This window comes from Dechloromonas hortensis (genome assembly GCF_009469765.1).
GTDB lineage: Bacteria > Pseudomonadota > Gammaproteobacteria > Burkholderiales > Rhodocyclaceae > Azonexus > Azonexus hortensis.
Window position 1 is genome coordinate 139884 of record NZ_SSSQ01000001.1, and the last position, 18614, is coordinate 158497.

At 64.0% G+C, this 18614-nt stretch carries 18 protein-coding genes; 7 read left to right on the top strand and 11 right to left on the bottom strand.

Going from position 1 to position 18614, the window contains the following annotated elements; all coding sequences use genetic code 11:
- The first annotated feature begins 45 nt into the window (after positions 1-45).
- The 3 genes from GH663_RS00710 to GH663_RS00720 all read left to right on the top strand — a co-directional run bounded on the left by GH663_RS00710 (position 46) and on the right by GH663_RS00720 (position 3725).
- Positions 46-594, top strand: a complete 549-nt coding sequence (locus GH663_RS00710) for a glutathione peroxidase (protein ID WP_153129833.1) — start codon at positions 46-48, stop codon at positions 592-594.
- A 95-nt stretch (positions 595-689) separates the two neighbouring features.
- Complete coding sequence (gene pepN / locus GH663_RS00715; RefSeq protein ID WP_153129834.1) at positions 690-3275, top strand: aminopeptidase N; 2586 nt, start codon at positions 690-692, stop codon at positions 3273-3275.
- A gap of 189 nt (positions 3276-3464) precedes the next feature.
- Complete coding sequence (locus tag GH663_RS00720; protein ID WP_153129835.1) at positions 3465-3725, top strand: hypothetical protein; 261 nt, start codon at positions 3465-3467, stop codon at positions 3723-3725.
- 28 nt (positions 3726-3753) lie between these two features.
- Here GH663_RS00720 and GH663_RS00725 read toward each other — a convergent pair whose 3' ends face one another.
- From GH663_RS00725 to GH663_RS00735, 3 genes are read right to left on the bottom strand one after another with little or no spacing between them, the layout of a single operon-like run.
- Entirely contained in the window at positions 3754-4269 is a 516-nt protein-coding gene (locus GH663_RS00725) for a glutaredoxin family protein (RefSeq protein WP_153129836.1), read from the bottom strand.
- A gap of 25 nt (positions 4270-4294) precedes the next feature.
- Positions 4295-5086, bottom strand: a complete 792-nt coding sequence (locus tag GH663_RS00730; protein WP_153129837.1) for a LytR/AlgR family response regulator transcription factor — start codon at positions 5084-5086, stop codon at positions 4295-4297.
- Positions 5062-6078: a sensor histidine kinase gene (locus tag GH663_RS00735; RefSeq protein ID WP_153129838.1), complete on the bottom strand. Its 1017-nt coding sequence runs from the start codon at positions 6076-6078 to the stop codon at positions 5062-5064. The genes GH663_RS00730 and GH663_RS00735 overlap by 25 nt, the downstream gene beginning before the upstream one ends.
- A gap of 58 nt (positions 6079-6136) precedes the next feature.
- Between GH663_RS00735 and argH the strand changes: the two genes are divergently transcribed.
- The 3 genes from argH (at position 6137) to GH663_RS00750 (ending at position 9347) form a co-directional block, all read left to right on the top strand.
- Positions 6137-7522: an argininosuccinate lyase gene (gene argH, locus GH663_RS00740; RefSeq protein WP_153129839.1), complete on the top strand. Its 1386-nt coding sequence runs from the start codon at positions 6137-6139 to the stop codon at positions 7520-7522.
- Between the two features lie 18 nt (positions 7523-7540).
- Positions 7541-8821 (top strand): serine/threonine-protein kinase, encoded by a 1281-nt coding sequence (locus tag GH663_RS00745; protein ID WP_170291304.1) that lies wholly within the window; start codon positions 7541-7543, stop codon positions 8819-8821.
- 148 nt (positions 8822-8969) lie between these two features.
- Positions 8970-9347 (top strand): OsmC family protein, encoded by a 378-nt coding sequence (locus GH663_RS00750; protein ID WP_153129840.1) that lies wholly within the window; start codon positions 8970-8972, stop codon positions 9345-9347.
- 75 nt (positions 9348-9422) lie between these two features.
- On the opposite strand, the gene grxD is transcribed toward GH663_RS00750, so the two are convergent.
- The 3 genes from grxD to prfA are packed head-to-tail and all read right to left on the bottom strand — an operon-like array spanning position 9423 to position 11677.
- On the bottom strand, positions 9423-9758 hold the full coding sequence (gene grxD, locus GH663_RS00755) for a Grx4 family monothiol glutaredoxin (protein WP_153129841.1): 336 nt from the start codon (positions 9756-9758) through the stop codon (positions 9423-9425).
- Positions 9759-9770: 12 nt separating this feature from the next.
- A complete protein-coding gene (gene prmC, locus GH663_RS00760) occupies positions 9771-10592 on the bottom strand; it encodes a peptide chain release factor N(5)-glutamine methyltransferase (protein ID WP_153129842.1) in 822 nt (273 codons plus the stop codon).
- A 2-nt stretch (positions 10593-10594) separates the two neighbouring features.
- A complete protein-coding gene (gene prfA / locus GH663_RS00765) occupies positions 10595-11677 on the bottom strand; it encodes a peptide chain release factor 1 (RefSeq protein WP_153129843.1) in 1083 nt (360 codons plus the stop codon).
- Between the two features lie 131 nt (positions 11678-11808).
- Here prfA and GH663_RS00770 point away from each other — a divergent pair, with 131 nt between their 5' ends.
- A complete protein-coding gene (locus GH663_RS00770; RefSeq protein WP_153129844.1) occupies positions 11809-13476 on the top strand; it encodes a GGDEF domain-containing response regulator in 1668 nt (555 codons plus the stop codon).
- Here the strand turns inward: GH663_RS00770 and hemA are convergent.
- The 5 genes from hemA to GH663_RS00795 all read right to left on the bottom strand — a co-directional run bounded on the left by hemA (position 13435) and on the right by GH663_RS00795 (position 18556).
- Positions 13435-14685, bottom strand: a complete 1251-nt coding sequence (gene hemA / locus GH663_RS00775) for a glutamyl-tRNA reductase (protein ID WP_153129845.1) — start codon at positions 14683-14685, stop codon at positions 13435-13437. The two genes, GH663_RS00770 and hemA, sit on opposite strands and share 42 nt — an antisense overlap.
- Positions 14686-14757: 72 nt before the next feature.
- The gene (locus GH663_RS00780) at positions 14758-15825 is read right to left on the bottom strand and encodes a sulfate/molybdate ABC transporter ATP-binding protein (RefSeq protein WP_153129846.1); all 1068 of its coding nucleotides are present in this window, start codon (positions 15823-15825) and stop codon (positions 14758-14760) included.
- Complete coding sequence (gene cysW / locus GH663_RS00785) at positions 15825-16688, bottom strand: sulfate ABC transporter permease subunit CysW (RefSeq protein WP_066881573.1); 864 nt, start codon at positions 16686-16688, stop codon at positions 15825-15827. Before cysW ends, GH663_RS00780 begins: the two co-directional genes overlap by 1 nt.
- Positions 16685-17557 (bottom strand): sulfate ABC transporter permease subunit CysT, encoded by an 873-nt coding sequence (cysT, locus tag GH663_RS00790; protein WP_153129847.1) that lies wholly within the window; start codon positions 17555-17557, stop codon positions 16685-16687. The genes cysW and cysT overlap by 4 nt, the downstream gene beginning before the upstream one ends.
- Complete coding sequence (locus GH663_RS00795; RefSeq protein ID WP_153129848.1) at positions 17558-18556, bottom strand: sulfate ABC transporter substrate-binding protein; 999 nt, start codon at positions 18554-18556, stop codon at positions 17558-17560.
- Between the last annotated feature and the right edge of the window lie 58 nt (positions 18557-18614).

Below are 18614 nucleotides of genomic sequence, written 5' to 3' on the forward strand. Positions count from 1 at the left end.
CGCTAACCGGCCGTAGCGAACGCCCAATCCAACAAGGAAAGCAACATGACCGCAGCGCTCTATGACATCCCCCTCCAGAAAATCGACGGCACGGCCGCCAGCCTGCGCGAGCACGCCGGCGAAGTACTGCTGATCGTCAACGTCGCCTCGAAATGCGGCCTGACGCCGCAATACGCCGGTCTGGAAAAGCTGCACGAAACCTACCGCGGCCGGAAATTTGCCGTGCTCGGTTTCCCGGCCAACGACTTTGCCGGCCAGGAACCGGGCAGCGACAGCGAGATCGCGGCTTTCTGCAGCGCGAATTTCGGCGTCCAGTTCCCGATGTACAGCAAGCTGGTCGCCACCGGCCCGGACAAGCACCCGCTCTACGCCCACCTGACCGCCGCCCGCCCCGAAACCGAAGGCCGGGCCGGCGTCGAAAGCATGCTGCGCGGCTATAAGATCGAACCGACGGCGGTGCCCGAGGTGGTCTGGAATTTCGAGAAATTCCTGGTCGACCGCCAGGGCCAGGTCGTCCGCCGCTTCGCCCCCGACATCGTGCCCGATGCCGCGGAACTGGTTGGCGCCATCGAAAGCGAAATCGCCCGCGCCTGAACGCCGCAGCGCAGCACCGCCGGGGTTGTCCAAGGGCCGCCCCGGCGCGCGGTTTGACGTATCATCAGGCGTATTCCCCAACCGTTCGTCAAATAATGAAAACCGATACCCCGCCGACCATTTACCTCAAGGACTACACCGCGCCCGCCTATCTGGTCGACACGGTGGATCTCGATTTCGTCATCGCCGCCGGCGGCACCACGGTCAGCGCGACGCTGGCCATGCGCCGCAACCCCGCCGTTGCCGCCCAGCCGCTGGTGCTCGACGGCGACGAGCTGGAAACGCTGAGCGTTGCGGTCGACGGTGAAAAAGTGCCGTTTTCGACGACGCCGACGACGCTGACCATCGCCGGCCTGCCCGACGCCTTCACGCTGCACACCGTGGTCCGCATCGATCCGGACCGCAACACCCGCCTCTCCGGCCTCTACCGCTCCAAGGACGGCTACTTCACGCAGTGCGAGGCGCAGGGCTTCCGCCGCATCACCTGGTTCCTCGACCGCCCCGACGTCATGTCCACCTACACGGTGACGCTGCACGCCGATAAAGCGACCTACCCGGTGCTGCTCGCCAACGGCAACCCGGTGTCCAGCGGCGAAGAAGCCGACGGCCGTCACTGGGCAACCTGGAACGATCCGTTCAGGAAACCAGCCTACCTGTTCGCCCTCGTCGCCGGCAAGCTCGACGGCCTGTTCGACACCTTCCAGACCGCCTCCGGCCGAACCGTGCAACTCGCCATCTACGTCGAACCGGGCAAGCTCGACCAGTGCCCGCACGCGATGGCGGCGCTGCAAAAATCGATGAAATGGGATGAGGAACGCTTCGGCCTCGAATGCGACCTCGACCATTACATGATCGTCGCCGTCGGCGACTTCAACATGGGCGCCATGGAGAACAAGGGCCTCAACATCTTCAACACCAAGTACGTGCTTGCCCGGGCCGATGTCGCGACCGACGTCGATTTCGAGAATATCGACCGCGTCGTCGCCCACGAGTATTTCCACAACTGGACCGGCAACCGCGTCACCTGCCGCGACTGGTTCCAGCTGTCGCTCAAGGAAGGTCTGACCGTCTTCCGCGACCAGGAATTCGGCGCCGACCTGCATAACCGGCAGACCGCCCGCATCCGGGAAGTGCGCGGCCTGCGCGCCGCCCAATTCCCGGAAGACGCTGGCCCGATGGCCCATCCGATCCGGCCGAGCAGCTTTGTCGAGATCAACAATTTCTACACCTCGACCGTCTATGAAAAAGGCGCCGAAGTCATCCGCATGATCCAGACCCTGATCGGCCGCGACGGCTTCCGCGCCGGCATGGACGAATACTTCCGCCGCCACGACGGCCAGGCCGTCACCTGCGAGGATTTCGTCGCCGCGATGGCTGCCGCCAGCGGTTTCGACTTCAGCCAGTTCATGCGCTGGTACAACCAGCCGGGCACGCCGCATCTGGCGGTGGACAGCGTTTTTGACGCAAACACCGGGCGCTACACGCTGCACGTCAAGCAGAGCAACCCGCGCGCCAGTGATGACAATCCCTACCTGATCCCGATCCGCGTCACGCTGTTCGATGCTGCCGGCCAAATTATTGCGGGTAGCGACCGGACGCTGCTGCTCACCGAAAGCAGCCAGCAGTTCCATTTCGACGGCATCGCCGCCGAACCGGTGCCCTCGCTGCTGCGCGACTTCTCGGCGCCGGTCATCCTCGACTACGCCTACACACCGCAACAACTTACCCTGCTGCTGGCCCACGAAAGCGACCCGTTCAATGCCTGGGAAGCCGGCCAGCGCCTGGCTTCGACGTTGATTCTCGACGCCACTGCGGCCATCGCCGCCGGCCAAGCGCCGGTCTGGCCGGCCAGTTTCGTCGACGCCGCTCGTCGCCTGCTGCAAACACAAACCGAGCGCGGTGCCGCCTTCGTCGCCGAAGCCCTGACCCTGCCCGGTGAATCGACGCTGGCCGAAGCACTCGACATCGTCGATCCCGATGCGCTGCACGCCGCCCGCAACAGCCTGCGCCGCCACCTGGCCGAGCAGCTGGAAGGCGAATTCGCCGGCCTCTACGCCGGCCTCGCCCCCCGCGGCGCCTACACACCAAGCAGCGAGGAAGCCGGCCGCCGTGCTCTGCGCAACACCTGCCTGGCCTATCTGCTCGAACTGAACACGCCGGCCGTTCGCCAACTGGCACTGCAGCAGTTCCGCGGCGCCGACAACATGACCGATCAGTTCGCCGCCCTCGCCGCACTGGCCCAGACCGAGTGCACCGAACGCGAAACGGCGCTCGCCGAGTTCTACCAGCGCTGGCAGCACGAAGCGCTGGTGGTCGACAAGTGGCTGGCCGTGCAGTCCGGCAGCCGTTTGCCGGATACGCTGGCAACCGTCAAACGCCTGACCGGCCACCCGGCCTTCGACATCGGCAATCCGAACAAGGTCTATGCGCTGTTGCGCAACTTCGGCGCCAACCTCGCCCGCTTCCACACGCCGGCCGGCTACGCCTTCCTGGCCGAGCAGACCCGGCTGCTCGACGGCAAGAACCCGCAGGTCGCCTCACGCCTGGCGCGCTGCTTCGACCGCTGGAAGAAGTTCGACGGCGAGCGCCGGAAGCACGCCCGCCTGGCGCTGGAAAGCATCCGCGACCATCAGGGCCTGTCGCGCGATGTGCTGGAAATCGTCAACCGCGCCCTCGGCTAAGGCCGGCAGCATTGTCATGCCTGCGGTGGACCGCCCCAAAACGCCGTTTTTCAACGGCCGGCGGGGCGGTCTCGACCAACAGACGGAACGATAATGGAGAATAAAAATGAAATATCTCGCCCTGTGTGCAATACGCCACATACAAGCACACCGGACCAGGCATAAGCTGCGCAAATGCGAGGTGAAATCATGACAACCAATGCAACCGTGGCGTTCTTCAAGAACGAATTTGTTGCCGAACTAAGCACTGGCCAGAAAGTTGCGCACGCCGAACTGCGCGACATGGCCTATGCCCTCTATTGCGCCGGCGTGCACGCCGCCGACATCCAGTTTGAATGGCAAGCCGGCCAGCGCATGATCACGGCCGGTCAGCAAGCCGCCCTGCGGGCCGAAATCAATCGCCTGCAGCGCGAACACAGCATCACCCCAACCCGCGCCTTCGCTGCCTGAGCCAGGCACCGCGCGCGGCCGACCATGCTCAGCCCTTGATCCAGGGGCCGAGTAGTTGGCGCAGCGCCACTTCGTTGTAGCCATTGACGACTTCGCCGCCGACCACGATCAAGGGCACGCCGTTACCGCCCAATTTCTTGTGCTCGGCGAGCGCCACCGAACTCTTCTCGATATCGTGCTCGATGTAGCGGATGCCGTTGGCCGCGAAAAATTCACGACCCGCCTTGCAGTACCCGCACCAGTCGGTCGCATAGAGCAGCACCTCGGGCTGGCTGGCGGCGACGGCCGCCGCGGCTTGGGCGGAACGCTGTTCGAGCAGCGGCCGGCCGAACCAGAAGGCGACGCCGAGCACCAGCAACAGCAGCAACCACTTGCCGGCCCCGCCCGGGCGCGGCTCGGCCGCCGCCCCGTACTGGCGAAAGCCGGCCGGCGGCAGACTGTTGCCGCCTTTGGCATAGGCTTTCTCGCAGGCCGGGCATTGCCAGTCCGGCGTCGTATCGCTGCTTTTGCGGGCGTAATTGCAATGCGGACAGATCTGGCTCACCGGCAGACTCGCTTTCGTTAAACGTTCAGGAATTCTTGACCAGCGCCTTGGCCGGCGCCCATTGCCGGCGACTGACCGGCAGCTTCTCCGGCACGCCGCGCAGCAGCGCCCAACCATAGGCTTCGGCATCGTCGCCGGCCGCCCGCTCGAAGCCGGCCAGCGCCGCACGGGCGACCAGCACGGCGCGGTGCAAGCGGATGAAGCGCTCGGCAAACTCGCTTTCGAGATGGGTCAGCGCATCGTCGAGCAGGTATTCGCGCTCCACCGTGCGCGCCGTGACGTATTTCAGGTCGGCCTTCAGGTAGAGGATTTCATTGACCGGGACCAGCAACAGGCGGCCGCGCTCGTGGCAGGAAAGATGACTGCGCCCGCCGCCCCGCACTTCGCGGCCGATGCTGGCGAGCAGGGCGGGATCCGGGTGGGGAACGGCCGGGATCTTCTGCAGTGCGGTCAGCAGGCGCTGGGCACGTACCGGCTTGAGCAGGTAATCGACTGCGTTCAGGTCGAAGGCCTGCACCGCGTAATTGTCGTAGGCGGTCGTGAAGATGACGGCCGGCGCCTGCTCCAGGCTGCCGAGATGGCCGGCCAGCTCGATGCCGTCCATGCCCGGCATGCGGATATCGGCCAACACGACATCGACCGGCTGCTCGCGCAAAAAGGCCAGCGCCGCCAGGCCATTGCCGGCTTCGCCAACTACTTCGCTCGGCAACTGGCCGGCGATATCGCCGAGCAGGGTGCGCAGGCGGTCGCGTGCCAGCGGCTCGTCGTCGACCAGCAGGATTTTCAAGGGACTCACGGATGAACCCGGCGGCGGCATGGCAGCATGATGCGAACCTGATAAATGTTGGTGCCGGCCGTAATTTCGAGCCGCGCCTCGAGATCGTAATACAGGGCAAGCCGTTCGCGAATATTGGCCACCGCCATCTGGTTGCCGGCGGCATGCTGCGCCTGACTGGCGGTCGGGTTGGCGATGGCGATGTGCAATTCGTCGTCGCGCTGTTCGATGACGACCTGCACCGTGCCGCCCTCCGGGGCCGGTTCGATGCCGTGATAGACGGCGTTTTCGAGCAGCGGCTGCAGCATCAGCGGCGGAATCGGCAGATCCAGGGAAACCGCCCCGATTTGCCAGTCGACCGCCAGACGGTCGCCAAGGCGCAAATGCTCGAGTTCCAGATACTGCTTGCCGAGGGAAATTTCGTCGGCCAGGCTGACCAGTTCGCCCGGATCGCGCATCGCGGCGCGAAAGAGGTCGGAGAGCGCCTCCAGCGCCGCCTCGGCCTGCTGCGGCCGGGCCCGGATCAGCGACAGCACCGCGTTCAGCGAATTGAACAGGAAGTGCGGCCGGATACGGGCATTCAGCGCCGCCAGCCGCGCTTCGGTCTGGGCCGGCGAAAATGCCCGCGAGCGCAACTCGAAGTAACCGAGCAGCAAGGCGGCGGCAGCCATCGCCAGCAAGGCACTGCGCCAGCCGCTGCTCCCTTCGATCAGCGACAGGGCGCGGGTGTACAGGAAAAAACCGGCAGCCAGCCCGCCGGCCAAAGCCAGCACCAGGGCCTGGCCGAGGCGCAGCGGCAGGCGCCAGAGCAGGTCGCGGGCCAGCGAGAGCAGGCCGAGGGCGATCAGCAACAAGGGTTCGACGATGGCGGCCAGTTCGACGTAATGCCCCAGCCAGCCGGCCAGATCGGGCGTTTGGACGAGCGCGGCGAGCAGCGCCAGCACATTGATGCCGAGCAGCACGCGCAGCATCACCCCGAAATTGCGCCAGTCGGGCAGCGGGTGAGTCGCGGGAAAGTGCCGTATACTTGTCATTCTTGATGCGGATTGTTGTTCAATTCGTCGCTTAACTGCCCCATTCTAGACCAGAGTCATGACTTCCAACGCCACGCAATACACTTGGGCCGGCCGTTTCTCCGAGCCAGTTTCCGATCTCGTCAAACGCTATACCGCTTCCGTCGATTTCGACCAGCGCATGTGGCGTCAGGACATTCGCGGCTCACTGGCCCACGCCAAGATGCTCGCCAAGCAGGGCATCATCAGCGCCGGCGACCTGGCCGACATCGAACGCGGCATGGCCATCGTCACCGGCGAAATCGAAGCCGGCACCTTCGAATGGTCGCTCGATCTGGAAGACGTGCACCTCAATATCGAAAAGCGCCTGACCGCACTCGTCGGTGACGCCGGCAAGCGCCTGCACACCGGCCGTTCGCGCAACGACCAGGTCGCCACCGACATCCGCCTCTACCTGCGCGACTCGATCGACGACATCCTGGCACTGATCAAGGCCTTCCGCTCGGCGCTGGTCGATCTGGCCGAGAAGGAAGCAGCGACGCCGATGCCCGGCTTCACGCACCTGCAGGTCGCCCAGCCGGTGACTTTCGGCCATCACGTGCTGGCCTACTTCGAAATGTTCGGCCGCGATGCCGAGCGCTTCGCCGACGCCCGCAAGCGCACCAACCGCCTGCCGCTCGGTGCCGCCGCCCTGGCCGGCACGACCTACCCGATCGACCGCGCCTTCGTTGCCGCCGAACTGGGCTTCGATTACGTTTGCGAAAATTCGCTGGACGCCGTGTCGGATCGTGACTTCGCCATCGAATTCACCGCCGCCTGCGCGCTGCTGATGATGCACATCAGCCGCCTGTCGGAAGAACTGGTGATGTGGATGAGCCCGCGCATCGGCTTCATCCAGATCGCAGACCGCTTCTGCACCGGCTCGTCGATCATGCCGCAGAAGAAGAACCCGGACGTGCCGGAACTGGCCCGCGGCAAGACCGGCCGCGTCTATGGCCAGCTGATGTCGCTGCTGACCCTGATGAAGTCGCAGCCACTGGCCTACAACAAGGACAACCAGGAAGACAAGGAACCCTTGTTCGACGCCGTCGATACCGTCACCGACACGCTGCGCATCTTCGCCGACATGGCCGGCGGCATCACGGTGCGCGCCGACAACATGCAGGCCGCGCTGACCCAGGGCTTCGCTACGGCCACCGACCTCGCCGACTACCTGGTCAAGAAGGGCCTGCCCTTCCGCGACGCGCACGAAGCGGTCGGCCACGCCGTCAAGGCGGCCGAAGCAAAGGGCGTCGATCTGCCGCAACTGACGCTGGACGAACTCAAGGCTTTCTGCCCGCAAGTGGAAAACGACGTTTTCGCAGTGTTGACCGTCGAAGGCTCGCTCGCCTCGCGCAACCACATCGGCGGCACCGCGCCGGCCCAGGTCAAGGCCGCCATCGCCCGGGCCCGCAACCGCCTGTAACAAGGCTGGCACCAGGCGATGATCGAGAAGCTCGGCAAGTACGAGCTTTTGCAAAAGCTCGGCGAAGGCGCGACCAGTACCGTTTATCTCGGTCGCGACCCTTTCGCCCAGCGCGACGTGGCGATCAAGGTCGCCAGCCCCGCCGTCCTCAACGACCCGAAGCGGGGTCGCCTGTACACCAATCTTTTCCTCAACGAAGCCTCGCTGGTCGGCCAGCTCAACCACCCGCACATCGTGCAGATCTACGATGCGGTGGTCACCGAAAAGCTCTGCTACATCGTCATGGAGTATGTCGCCGGCGGCACGCTGGAAGAGCACGCCCGGCCGGGGCACCTGCTGGCGGTCGACCGCGTCGTCGAGCTCATTTTCAAATGCACGCGCGCCCTCGATTTCGCGCACCGGCTCGGTATCACGCACCGCGACATCAAGCCGGCCAATATCCTGCTCACCGGCGAATCGGACATCAAGATCACCGATTTCGGCACTGCCATCATCAGCCGCCAGACCGAGCGCACCCAGGTCACCGGCATCGGTTCGCCGGGCTACATGTCGCCCGAACAGGTCCAGGAAAACCCGCTCGACCACCGCACCGACATCTACTCACTCGGCGTCGTCATGTTCCAACTGCTGACCGGGCGCCTGCCATTCGAGGCCGACAGCAATTACAAGATGATCTACCAGATCATCCACGGTGACACGCCGCAGCCTTCCAGCCTGCGCCCCGAGCTGCCGCCGGTGCTCGACCAGATCGTCGGCCGGGCGATGGCCCGCGACCGCAACGCGCGCTACCAGACCTGGGGCGCCTTCGCCCAGGACCTGACGCAGGCGGTGCGCGACCGGCAGTTGCAGACGCCGGGCGGCGACTTCGCCGACACCGAGAAATTCGACATCCTGCGCGCCATGCCCTTCTTTACCGAATTCAGCGACGTCGAAATATGGGAAGTGCTGCGCTTCTCGCAATGGCAGCGCGTGCCACCCGGCAGCGTGATCATGCGCGACGGCGAACCGGGCGACTTTTTCTGCTTCCTCGCCGCCGGCAACCTCAAGGTCAGCAAGGGCGGCAAGATGCTCGACATCCTGAGCAAGGGCGAATGCTTCGGTGAGATGGCGGTGATCGGCCGGCAGCACCAGCTACGCGGCGCCGACATCACGGCGCAGAACGCCGCCGATCTCATCAGCGTCAGTGGCGCAGCGCTGCAGCAGGCTTCCGCCGCCTGCCGCATGCACTTCTACCAGAGCTTCGCCGAAGTACTGGCCAGCCGTCTGTCGCTGGCCAACCAGCGCCTGGCCACCCGCTAGAACAACCGCTTCCGCGGCCCGCGGGCGGCGTCGATCAAGAAATCCTTGCCTTGCGATATATTAGACAATTATTATATTCAATGGTGTTGATATTTAAGCAGGCAACACCCGCCCGGACGCCATAAAACCAACAGCAAGGAAGACCAGCATGTATTCAACCGTTGTCGACAACACACCGCTCATTCACGTCAATGCCGGCAAGCACGCCGCAGACTATGCCGTAAATGGCTCCCTGATGAACCCGCTGGAAGCCTTCTATGCGTCGCTGGCCGCCTGCGCCGCCGTCTTTGCCAAGAAGAGCTGCAAGGAACTGGGCGTGCCGGCCGCCGGCATCGAAATCAACTGCAAGCCGTTTGCCGGTCCGGGCGGCCCGCTGACCCTGGGCAAATTCAAGACCGAAGTGCGCTTCCCCGAACAGTTCACGGCCGAACAAAAAGCCGCCATTCTCGAGAGCATCACCCATTGCGCGGTCAAGGACATCGTCCAGGACGGCGCCGCGATCGAGTTCTCAGTCACTGAAATCTAGGCCGCAGGCGCTAGGTCGCGCCCATGAAAAAGGCCCGCCGAACTGGCGGGCCTGGCATTTGGCGCGGCGAAAAACTCAGGCCTGGGCCTGAGCTTGGGCGATGTCTTGCAGCATGGTCTGCAGTTCGCCCGCCTGGTACATCTCTTTCATGATGTCGCAGCCGCCGACGAATTCGCCCTTGATGTAGAGCTGTGGAATAGTCGGCCAGTTGGCGTATTCCTTGACACCATTGCGGATTTCTTCGTCGGCCAGCACATTGACCGTCACGAAATCGTTAACGCCGCACAACTTCAGGATCTGCACGGCCGTGGCCGAGAAACCGCACTGCGGGAAACGGGCGTCACCCTTCATGTAGAGGACGACGGGGTTGCTGGTCACGGTTTGGTGGATGCGTTGCTGAACGTCGGACATTTTTTCTCCAGATTACAAATGACCCCCCGAGACGCGATCGATCTCGGCCAGGTCGGGAAAGGTTGATGCGGCTTTGAACCCGGCATCGTGCAATAAGTTCCGGCTGGCTGCGCCCTGATCGTAGCCATGCTCGAACAAAAGCCAGCCGCCCGCCGTCAGATGGGCCGGCGCGTCGGCGACGATGCGCCGGATGCAAGCCAGGCCGTTGCCGCCGGCCTCGCCGTCGCTGAGCGCCATTTGCGGCTCGAAAGGCAGGCCGTCGCGACTCAGGTGCGGGTCGCCCTCGGCAACGTAGGGCGGGTTGGAAACGATCAGGTCGAAACGCTGGCCAGCCAGTTCGGCAAACCAGTCGCTCGCGCAGAAGGCAAGCTTCGCCCCGAGCCGGCCGGCATTGTTGCGCGCCACGGAAATGGCCTCTTTTGACAGGTCGACCGCCAGAACCTCGGCTGCCGGGCATTCCAGGGCCAGCGAAATGGCGACGATACCGCTGCCGGTGCCGAGATCGAGCACTTTCGGCGCCGTCAGGCCGCGCAGCTTCTCCAGCGCCAGATCGATCAGCACTTCGGTTTCCGGACGCGGAATCAACACCGCTGGCGAGACCTGAAAAACGCGGCCGCGAAACTCGGTCTCGCCGACCAGGTAGGCCAGCGGCTCGCCGGCCGCCCGCCGCTCGACCCATTCGGCAAACTGCGCGTAGGCCGGGGCGATGACCGGCGTTTCTGGCCGCGCCAGCAGATCGGTGTGCGAGCAGCCGGTGGCGTATTGCAGCAGCAGACGCGCGTCGAGCCGATCGATTTTCTGCCGGGCGGCGGTCAGCGCCTCGAAAAGCGTCATTTTCAGTTCTGTTCGGCCAGCTCGGCCAGCAAGTCGGCCTGGTGTTCGGCGGCCAGCGCACCGAGCAGTTCGTCCATGTCGCCGTCCATGATCGCGGCGATCTTGTACAGCGTCAGGTTGATCCGGTGGTCGGTGATCCGCCCCTGCGGGAAGTTGTAGGTCCGGATGCGTTCGGAACGGTCGCCGGAGCCGATCAGGCTCTTCCGGGTACTGGAAATGTGGGCTTGCTGGGCGCGAACCTGAACGTCCTTGATGCGCGCCGCCAGCACCTTCATCGCCGACGCCTTGTTGGCGTGCTGCGAGCGGCCATCCTGGCATTCGGCGACGATACCGGTCGGCAGGTGGGTGATGCGCACCGCCGAATCGGTCTTGTTGATGTGTTGACCGCCGGCCCCGGAAGCGCGGAAGGTGTCGATCCGCAAGTCGGCCGGGTTGAGGTTCACATCCTCGACCTCATCGACTTCCGGCATGATCGCCACGGTACACGCGGAGGTATGGATGCGGCCCTGGGTTTCGGTTTCCGGCACACGCTGGACGCGATGGCCACCCGATTCGAACTTGAGCCGCGAATAGGCGCCGTTGCCGCCGATCCGGCAGATGATTTCGCGGTAACCGCCGAGTTCCGACTCGCTGGCCGACATTACTTCGACCTGCCAGCGCTGGCGCTCGGCGTAGCGCGAATACATCCGGAAAAGGTCGCCGGCGAACAGCGCCGACTCGTCGCCGCCGGTCCCGGCGCGGATTTCCAGCAGCACGCCGCGCTCGTCGTTGGGGTCTTTCGGCAGCAGCAGCTTCTGCAACTCGGTTTCGAGTTCGGGCAGGCGCGCCTTGGCTGCGGCGATTTCCTCTTCGGCGAAATCGCGCATTTCCGGGTCGTCACGCATCGCCTCGGCCTCGGCCAGGTCGTTCTCGGCCTGGCGGAAGGCGTTGAACTGGAGGATCACCGGCTCGATTTCGGCCCGCTCGCGCGACAGCTTGCGGAACTGATCCATGTCGCTGGCCGTGCTCGGCGCCGAGAGCATGCGGTCGATTTCGTCGAGACGATCGACCAGCAGATCAAGTTTTTGGCGAATGCTCGATTTCATTTCGGATAGCCAGCCGGCCCGGGTGTGCGAAGGGGCGTAATGGTACCCGAGAACACCTTCCGTCGGCGATGGATGGCGATTGCCACACGGCCTTTCAAATAGCATAATCCGCCGATTGCGGAAGCCATCCCATGCCAGCCATCCCCCATTCGGTCATCGCCCTTGCAGAAACGCTTGAACTGCGCTGGAAAAGCTATCGCGAGGGCGGCGATTCGGACGTTTTCGTCGAATTCACGCTGTCCCTGAACGGGCTGACCGAACAACTCAGCCGCCAGCACCTGCCCGGCCTGGTCCGCGCCTGCCAGGAACTGGAAAACGCCGCCCTCGCACTGTTCGGCGACCGCTCGATGCACCCGATCGCCGACGCCCAGGCCAGCGCCATCGAGCGCCAGCTCGGCATCATCCTGACCGAACTGCACCGCCACGAGACACCGGCCGTCCAGCCCCGCCGCCAGACCGACGAAGCCGACACCATCGACGAAGCCTGGAACCGGCCGCGCCGGGTGCTGATCGTTTCGCGCGCCGAGCACCCGTGGACCGCATCGCTCTCCGAACAACTGAGTTTTTTCGGCTTCAAGCCGGCCGAGCAACGCTGGGAAAGCAGCACCTTCGACATCGGCAACGAACCGCCGCTGGCCATCGTTTTCATCCCCGACCGCGAAGGCTGCGTTTATCCGTTGAGCGCCGTCGACGCCATCAAGGCCTTGCGCACCACATTTCCGACCAGCTATTTCTACTGCCTGTCGGTCCCCGCCAGCCTGGAAAGCATCGTCCAGTTGCAACGGGCCGGGGCCGATGCCTGCGTGCCGGTCGGCAACAAGGTCAGCGACGTGCTGTCGCGCATTCTCGATCTGGTCGAAACGCGCGAACACGAAGTGCATCGCGTCCTCGTCGTCGAGGACTCGGCCACCGCCATCGCCCACATCCGGCGCTCGCTGTCGCAGCACGGCATCGACAGCCGCGCCATCGGCGACCCGCGCACACTGCTGCAGGCGGCCGCCGACTATCGCCCCGACGCCATCCTGATGGACATGTACATGCCCTTCTGCACCGGTGTCGAAGTGACCAGCGCCCTGCGCCAGATTCCGGAATACCAGTCGCTGCCGGTCATTTATCTGTCCAGCGAAACCGATATCGCGCAACAGGTCGAAGCGCTACGCCTGGGCGGCGACCAGTTCCTGACCAAGCCGATCAACCCGATCATCCTCGCCTCGGTGGTCCGCACCAAGATCGAGCGCTACCGTGAAATGCTCTACTCCGGGCGGCACGACAGCCTGACCGGCCTGCTCAATCACTCGACCTCGAAGGGCCAGCTGGAAAGCATGCTGCGCACCAGTTCGCCGGCCCGCCATCTGGTCGTCGCGATGATCGATATCGACCGCTTCAAGTCGATCAACGACAACCACGGCCACCCGGTCGGCGACCAGGTCATCCGCAGCCTGGCCTGGCTGCTGCGCGGCCGCCTGCGCAACAGCGACCTGATCGGCCGCTATGGCGGCGAGGAATTCATCATTGCGCTGCCCGATGCCGACCTCGAGCGGGCCTGCCGCCTGCTCGACCGGATTCGTGAGGATTTTTCGCAACTGCCGCATGCCCATGCCCGCGGTGCGCTGCGCGCCAGCTTCAGTTGCGGCGTTGCCGCCCTGCCGGATTACACGACGGCGGCCAGCCTGATCGAAGCGGCTGACCATGCCTTGCTGGAGGCCAAGCGCAGCGGCCGCAACCGGCTGGTGCGGGCGCCCCGCCCACAGCCCGACTCAGTCGTTCGAATGCAGGTGGAAGAGCCGGCTGGCGGCTGACTGAAGTTCGGCGCGCTCGCCGCCTTCGGCCTGGTTCAGCGCCTGGGTCGGCGCATGCAGAAACTTGTTGGTCAGCCGTTGCGACAGCTGCTCGAGCACCCGCTCGGCCGATTCGCCCTTGGCCAGCAGCTTGATCGCATGCTCCATCTCGTGCCGGCGCATGCGCTCGGCCGAGTCACGCAATGACCGGATGACCGGCACCGTGTCACGGGCCTGCAGCCAGCCGAGGAAATCCTGGACGCGGCTGGCAATGATGTCCTCGGCTTCGACCACCGCCGCCTGGCGCGACTCCAGGCCGCTTTCGACGACCTGAGCCAGATCATCGACGGTGTAGAGGAAGATATCGTCGAGGGCGCCGACTTCTTCCTCGATATCGCGCGGCACAGCCAGGTCGACCATGAAGATCGGCCGATGCCGGCGGATCTTGATCGCCCGTTCGACCATGCCGAGGCCGATGATCGGCAGCGGGCTGGCGGTACAGGAGACCACGATGTCGTGGGCAGCCAGATGCTCGCCCAGTTCGTCGAGCCGGATGGCCGTGCCGTTGAAACGTTCAGCCAGCGCCCGACCGCGTTCCAGCGTCCGGTTGGCAATGGTCACCTGCTTCGGCTGGCGGGCGCAGAAGTGGGCGGCGCACAGTTCGATCATTTCACCTGCGCCGATGAACAGGATGCGCTGACCTTCGATCGACTCGAAAATACGCTCGGCGAGATGCACGCCGGCCGCTGCCATCGAGACGATATTGGCGCCGATTGCCGTCGTGCTGCGCACTTCCTTGGCCACCGAGAAGGAACGCTGGAACAGCTTGTGCAGTTGCGTGCCGAGCGTGCCGCTCTCTTCCGCCGCACGCACGGCGTCCTTCATCTGACCGAGAATCTGCGGCTCGCCGACGACCATCGAGTCGAGACCGCTGGCGACGCGGAAGGCATGGCGAATCGCTTCCGGCTGATCGTGGGTATAGAGGAAGGGCGACAGTTCGCCACGCTCGACCTGGTGATACTTGGCCAGCCAGTCGATCACCACGTCCGGCGTTTCGGCCGAGCAATAGATTTCGGTGCGGTTGCAGGTGGACAGGATCGCCACCTCCTTGACCGGTTGGCTCCGGGTCAGGTCGGATAGCGCATGCTGCAGCTTGTCGGCGCCAAAAGCCACCCGTTCGCGAATGGCGAGCGGGGCGGAGTGATGGTTGATGCCGAGGGTAAAAATCACCGGATTGGGCTGGCGCGGTCAGAATGGGGGGCGATTATAACACCCGCCCCCGGCGCCCTTCCCCGATCTGGATCAGAACAAAAAGGCCTGCTTTTCCGGTGTTGACCGCGGCAACTGGTCGGCGCCGAACACCCGCATCTGCCGCGGCCGGAACCAGACCGCCTGACCGACGACCAGTTGCAGCGCTTCGTGCCGCTCGCGCGACAGCTCGACTTCGACGATTTCGCTGTTGTGCTGCAGCTCGATGCGGACCAGCGGCCCGATCGGATGGACATGCTGCACCGTCGCCTGCAGGCCATCCTCAAGCGGTTGCAGCGCGATGTCGATGTCGTGCGGGCGGACGAAAGCGGTAGTTTTCTCCGACACCTCATGGCGCTCGACTTCCGCATAGCCGCCCTGGACCCGGCTGTGGAAGACATTGACGTTGCCGAGGAACTGGTAAACGAAGGGCGAAGCCGGCGCCGAATAGACTTCGTCGGGCGAGCCGATCTGCTCAATCTTGCCATGGTTCATGACGACGACGCGGTCGGCCACTTCCAGCGCCTCTTCCTGGTCGTGGGTCACGAAGACGCTGGAGATGTGCATCTCGTCGTGCAGGCGGCGCAGCCAGCGGCGCAGTTCCTTGCGCACCTTGGTATCGAGGGCGCCGAACGGTTCGTCGAGGAGCAGTACTTTCGGCTCGACGGCGAGCGCGCGGGCCAGCGCGATGCGCTGGCGCTGGCCGCCGGACAACTGCGACGGGTAGCGATCAGCCAGCCAGTCCAGTTGGACCAGACCGAGCAGTTCCATGACCCGGCGCTTGATCTCGGCGTCGGACGGGCGTTCCTTGCGCGGCTTGACGCGCAGGCCGAAGGCGACGTTTTCGAACACCGTCATGTGGCGGAACAGCGCGTAATGCTGGAAAACGAAGCCGACGTTGCGATCGCGCGCGTGCAGGTGGGTCGCCTCGGCGCCGGAAAAGAGGATTTCACCCTGATCGGCGCTTTCCATGCCGGCGATGATGCGCAGCAGCGTCGTCTTGCCGCAGCCGGAAGGGCCGAGCAGGGCGACCAGTTCGCCGGTCGGGATGTCGAGATTGATGTTGTCGAGCGCGACGAAATTGCCGAAGCGCTTGGAAATGTTGCGGATTTCGATACTCATCAGGTTTTCTCCGGTGCCAGCACCGTGTTCAGCATTTCGGTTTCCTTCTTCATCCGCCACTCGACAATGGTCTTGGCGACCAGCGTGACCAGGGCCAGCAGAGCGAGGATGGAAGCAGCGGCGAAGGCGCCGATGGCGTTGTATTCGTTGTAGAGAATCTCGACATGCAGCGGCAGGGTGTTGGTTTCGCCGCGAATGTGGCCGGAAACCACCGACACCGCACCGAACTCGCCCATCGCCCGGGCGTTCGACAGGATGACGCCGTAGAGCAAGCCCCACTTGATGTTGGGCAACGTCACCCGCCAAAACATCTGCCAGCCGGAGGCGCCGAGCGACACCGCCGCCTCTTCCTCATCCTTGCCCTGCGACTGCATCAGCGGGATCAGTTCGCGGGCAATGAAGGGAAAAGTGATGAACAGCGTCGCGATGATCATGCCCGGCACCGCGAAGATGATTTTCAGGTCATGCTCGGCCAGCCACGGGCCAAACGTGCCCTGGGCCCCGAACAACAGGATGAAGATCAGGCCGGCGACGACCGGCGACACCGCGAACGGCAGGTCGATCAGCGTGATCAGCAGGCTCTTGCCCTTGAAGTCGAACTTAGCGATGGCCCAGGCTGCGGCCACACCGAAGACAATGTTGAAGGGCAGCACGGCCAGTGCAATGCCAACGGTCAACCCGATGGCGGAGCGGGTTTCCGGCTCTTTCAGCGCTTCCAGATAAACCGGCAGGCCCTGGGCCAGCGCCTCGACGAAGACGGCAACCAGCGGCAAGCCGAGGAAGAAGAACAGGAAACCGAGGCCGACGCTGAGCAGCGTGTAACGGACCCAGCGCGGTTCCTGCGTAGCGCGCGTGGACTTCATGCCGCACCTCCGGCTCTGGCCGCCGTCACTTCCAGCGGCTCGTTATTCTTGTGGCGATTTGCCGTCCACCATTGCAGCACATTGACCGCCAGCAGCAGGATGAAGGACAACCCGAGCATGACCACGGCCAGCGCAGTGGCGCCCAGTACGTCGTACTGCTCGAGCTTGGAAATGATCAGCAAGGGGGTGATTTCGGAAATCAGCGGCAGGTTGCCGGCGATGAAGATCACCGAACCGTACTCGCCGACGGCGCGGGCGAAAGCCAGCGCGAAACCGGTCAGTAGGGCCGGAAAAATGGCCGGGAAGATCACCTTGACGAAAGTCTGCCAGCGCGAGGCGCCGAGCGAGGCAGCGGCCTCCTCGACCTCGGTTTCAATGTCCTCGATCACCGGCTGCAACGTGCGCACCACGAAAGGCAGCGTGATGAAGGTCAGGGCGACGACGATGCCCCACGGCGTATAGGCCACCTTAAAGCCGAGCGGCTCGATGTAGCGACCGAGCCAGCCGTTGCCGGCATACAGCGTGGCCAGCGTGATCCCGGCCACCGCCGTCGGCAACGCGAAGGGCAGATCGACCAGGGCATCGACGAAGCGCTTGCCGGGAAAGGGATAGCGGACCAGGATCCAGGCCACGATCAGGCCAAAGAAGCCGTTGATCAGCGCCGCAATCAGCGAAGCGCCGAAAGTCACCCGAAACGCCGCCAGCGAACGCTCGCTGAGGGCGATATCGACGATCTGCCCGAAACCGAGCTCGGACGCCTTGAGGATCATGCCGCCCAGCGGCAGCAGGATCAGCAGCGAGAGATAAACCAGCGTGTAGCCCAGCGCCAGACCGAAGCCGGGCAACACGCGATGCGTTTTTGCAGCCATTTATTTCTGCACGTAGATCTGGTCGAAGCTGCCGCCATCCTTGAAATGGACCGCAAACGCCTTGTTCGCTCCGCCGAACACTTCGTCGACGGTAAAGGTCTTGACGGCCGGGAACTGGGCTGCGTACTTCTTCAGCAGTTCCGGATCACGCGGCCGCAGGTAGTTCTGCGCGGCATTTTCCTGGCCTTCCTTCGACCACAGATACTCCAGGTAAGCCTGCGCCTGCTTGCGCGTGCCCTTCTTGTCCACCACCTTTTCGACCAGGGCGACCGGGAACTCGGTCTGCATGGTCAGGCTGGGGTAAATAACCTCGAACTCGCCCTTGCCGAATTCCTTGGCGATCATTTCGGCCTCGGATTCGAAGGTGATCAGCACGTCGCCCATCTTGCGCTGCATGAAGGTGGTCGTCGCATCGCGACCGCCGGCTGCGAACAGCGGTGCATTCTTCAGCAACTTGCCGAGGAACTCCTGCGCCTTCTGGTCGTTGCCACCGGGCTGCTTGAGCGCCCAGGCCCAGGCCGACAGATAGGTGTTGCGGCCGTTGCCGGTGTTCTTCGGATGCGGGATGATCATCTGCACGCCCGGCGCAGCAACGTCGGACCAATCCTTGATCGCCTTTGGATTACCCTTGCGGACGATGAACACCATCGCCGAGGTGTAGGGCGACGCATTGTTCGGGAATTTCTTCGCCCAGTCCTTGGCGACCAGCCCCTTGTCGGCCAAGAACTCGATATCGTTGGCCTGGTTCATCGTCACCACATCAGCCTCAAGGCCGTCGGCGACGGCACGCACCTGCTTGGTCGAACCGCCGTGCGACTGTTTCAGCTCCAGACTTTCCCCCGCCTTCGCCTTCCAGTATTTCTGGAACATCGGGTTGAAGTCCTTGTAAACGTCGCGCGCCACATCGTAGGAAGCATTCAGCAGAGTTGCATCGGCCAATGCGGCACTGGCCACCAGACTCAACAGGAGCCCGGAAACGGATTTACGAAATGAAGACATGGCAGACCTTGTTCACGGAAGAAGGGAATGAAATTTAGCCGATGCCGTTATAACCACA

Bases quoted from the DNA above. Each gene is read 5' to 3' on its own strand.
- GH663_RS00745 (WP_170291304.1), top strand. From the start codon at position 7,541: ATGATCGAGAAGCTCGGCAAGTACGAGCTTTTGCAAAAGCTCGGCGAA.
- GH663_RS00780 (WP_153129846.1), bottom strand. From the start codon at position 15,825: ATGAGTATCGAAATCCGCAACATTTCCAAGCGCTTCGGCAATTTCGTC.
- GH663_RS00795 (WP_153129848.1), bottom strand. From the start codon at position 18,556: ATGTCTTCATTTCGTAAATCCGTTTCCGGGCTCCTGTTGAGTCTGGTG.
- GH663_RS00710 (WP_153129833.1), top strand. From the start codon at position 46: ATGACCGCAGCGCTCTATGACATCCCCCTCCAGAAAATCGACGGCACG.
- prfA (WP_153129843.1), bottom strand. From the start codon at position 11,677: ATGAAATCGAGCATTCGCCAAAAACTTGATCTGCTGGTCGATCGTCTC.
- cysT (WP_153129847.1), bottom strand. From the start codon at position 17,557: ATGGCTGCAAAAACGCATCGCGTGTTGCCCGGCTTCGGTCTGGCGCTG.
- GH663_RS00730 (WP_153129837.1), bottom strand. From the start codon at position 5,086: ATGCCGCCGCCGGGTTCATCCGTGAGTCCCTTGAAAATCCTGCTGGTC.
- GH663_RS00770 (WP_153129844.1), top strand. From the start codon at position 11,809: ATGCCAGCCATCCCCCATTCGGTCATCGCCCTTGCAGAAACGCTTGAA.
- GH663_RS00720 (WP_153129835.1), top strand. From the start codon at position 3,465: ATGACAACCAATGCAACCGTGGCGTTCTTCAAGAACGAATTTGTTGCC.
- pepN (WP_153129834.1), top strand. From the start codon at position 690: ATGAAAACCGATACCCCGCCGACCATTTACCTCAAGGACTACACCGCG.
- grxD (WP_153129841.1), bottom strand. From the start codon at position 9,758: ATGTCCGACGTTCAGCAACGCATCCACCAAACCGTGACCAGCAACCCC.
- cysW (WP_066881573.1), bottom strand. From the start codon at position 16,688: ATGAAGTCCACGCGCGCTACGCAGGAACCGCGCTGGGTCCGTTACACG.
- argH (WP_153129839.1), top strand. From the start codon at position 6,137: ATGACTTCCAACGCCACGCAATACACTTGGGCCGGCCGTTTCTCCGAG.
- GH663_RS00750 (WP_153129840.1), top strand. From the start codon at position 8,970: ATGTATTCAACCGTTGTCGACAACACACCGCTCATTCACGTCAATGCC.
- prmC (WP_153129842.1), bottom strand. From the start codon at position 10,592: ATGACGCTTTTCGAGGCGCTGACCGCCGCCCGGCAGAAAATCGATCGG.
- GH663_RS00735 (WP_153129838.1), bottom strand. From the start codon at position 6,078: ATGACAAGTATACGGCACTTTCCCGCGACTCACCCGCTGCCCGACTGG.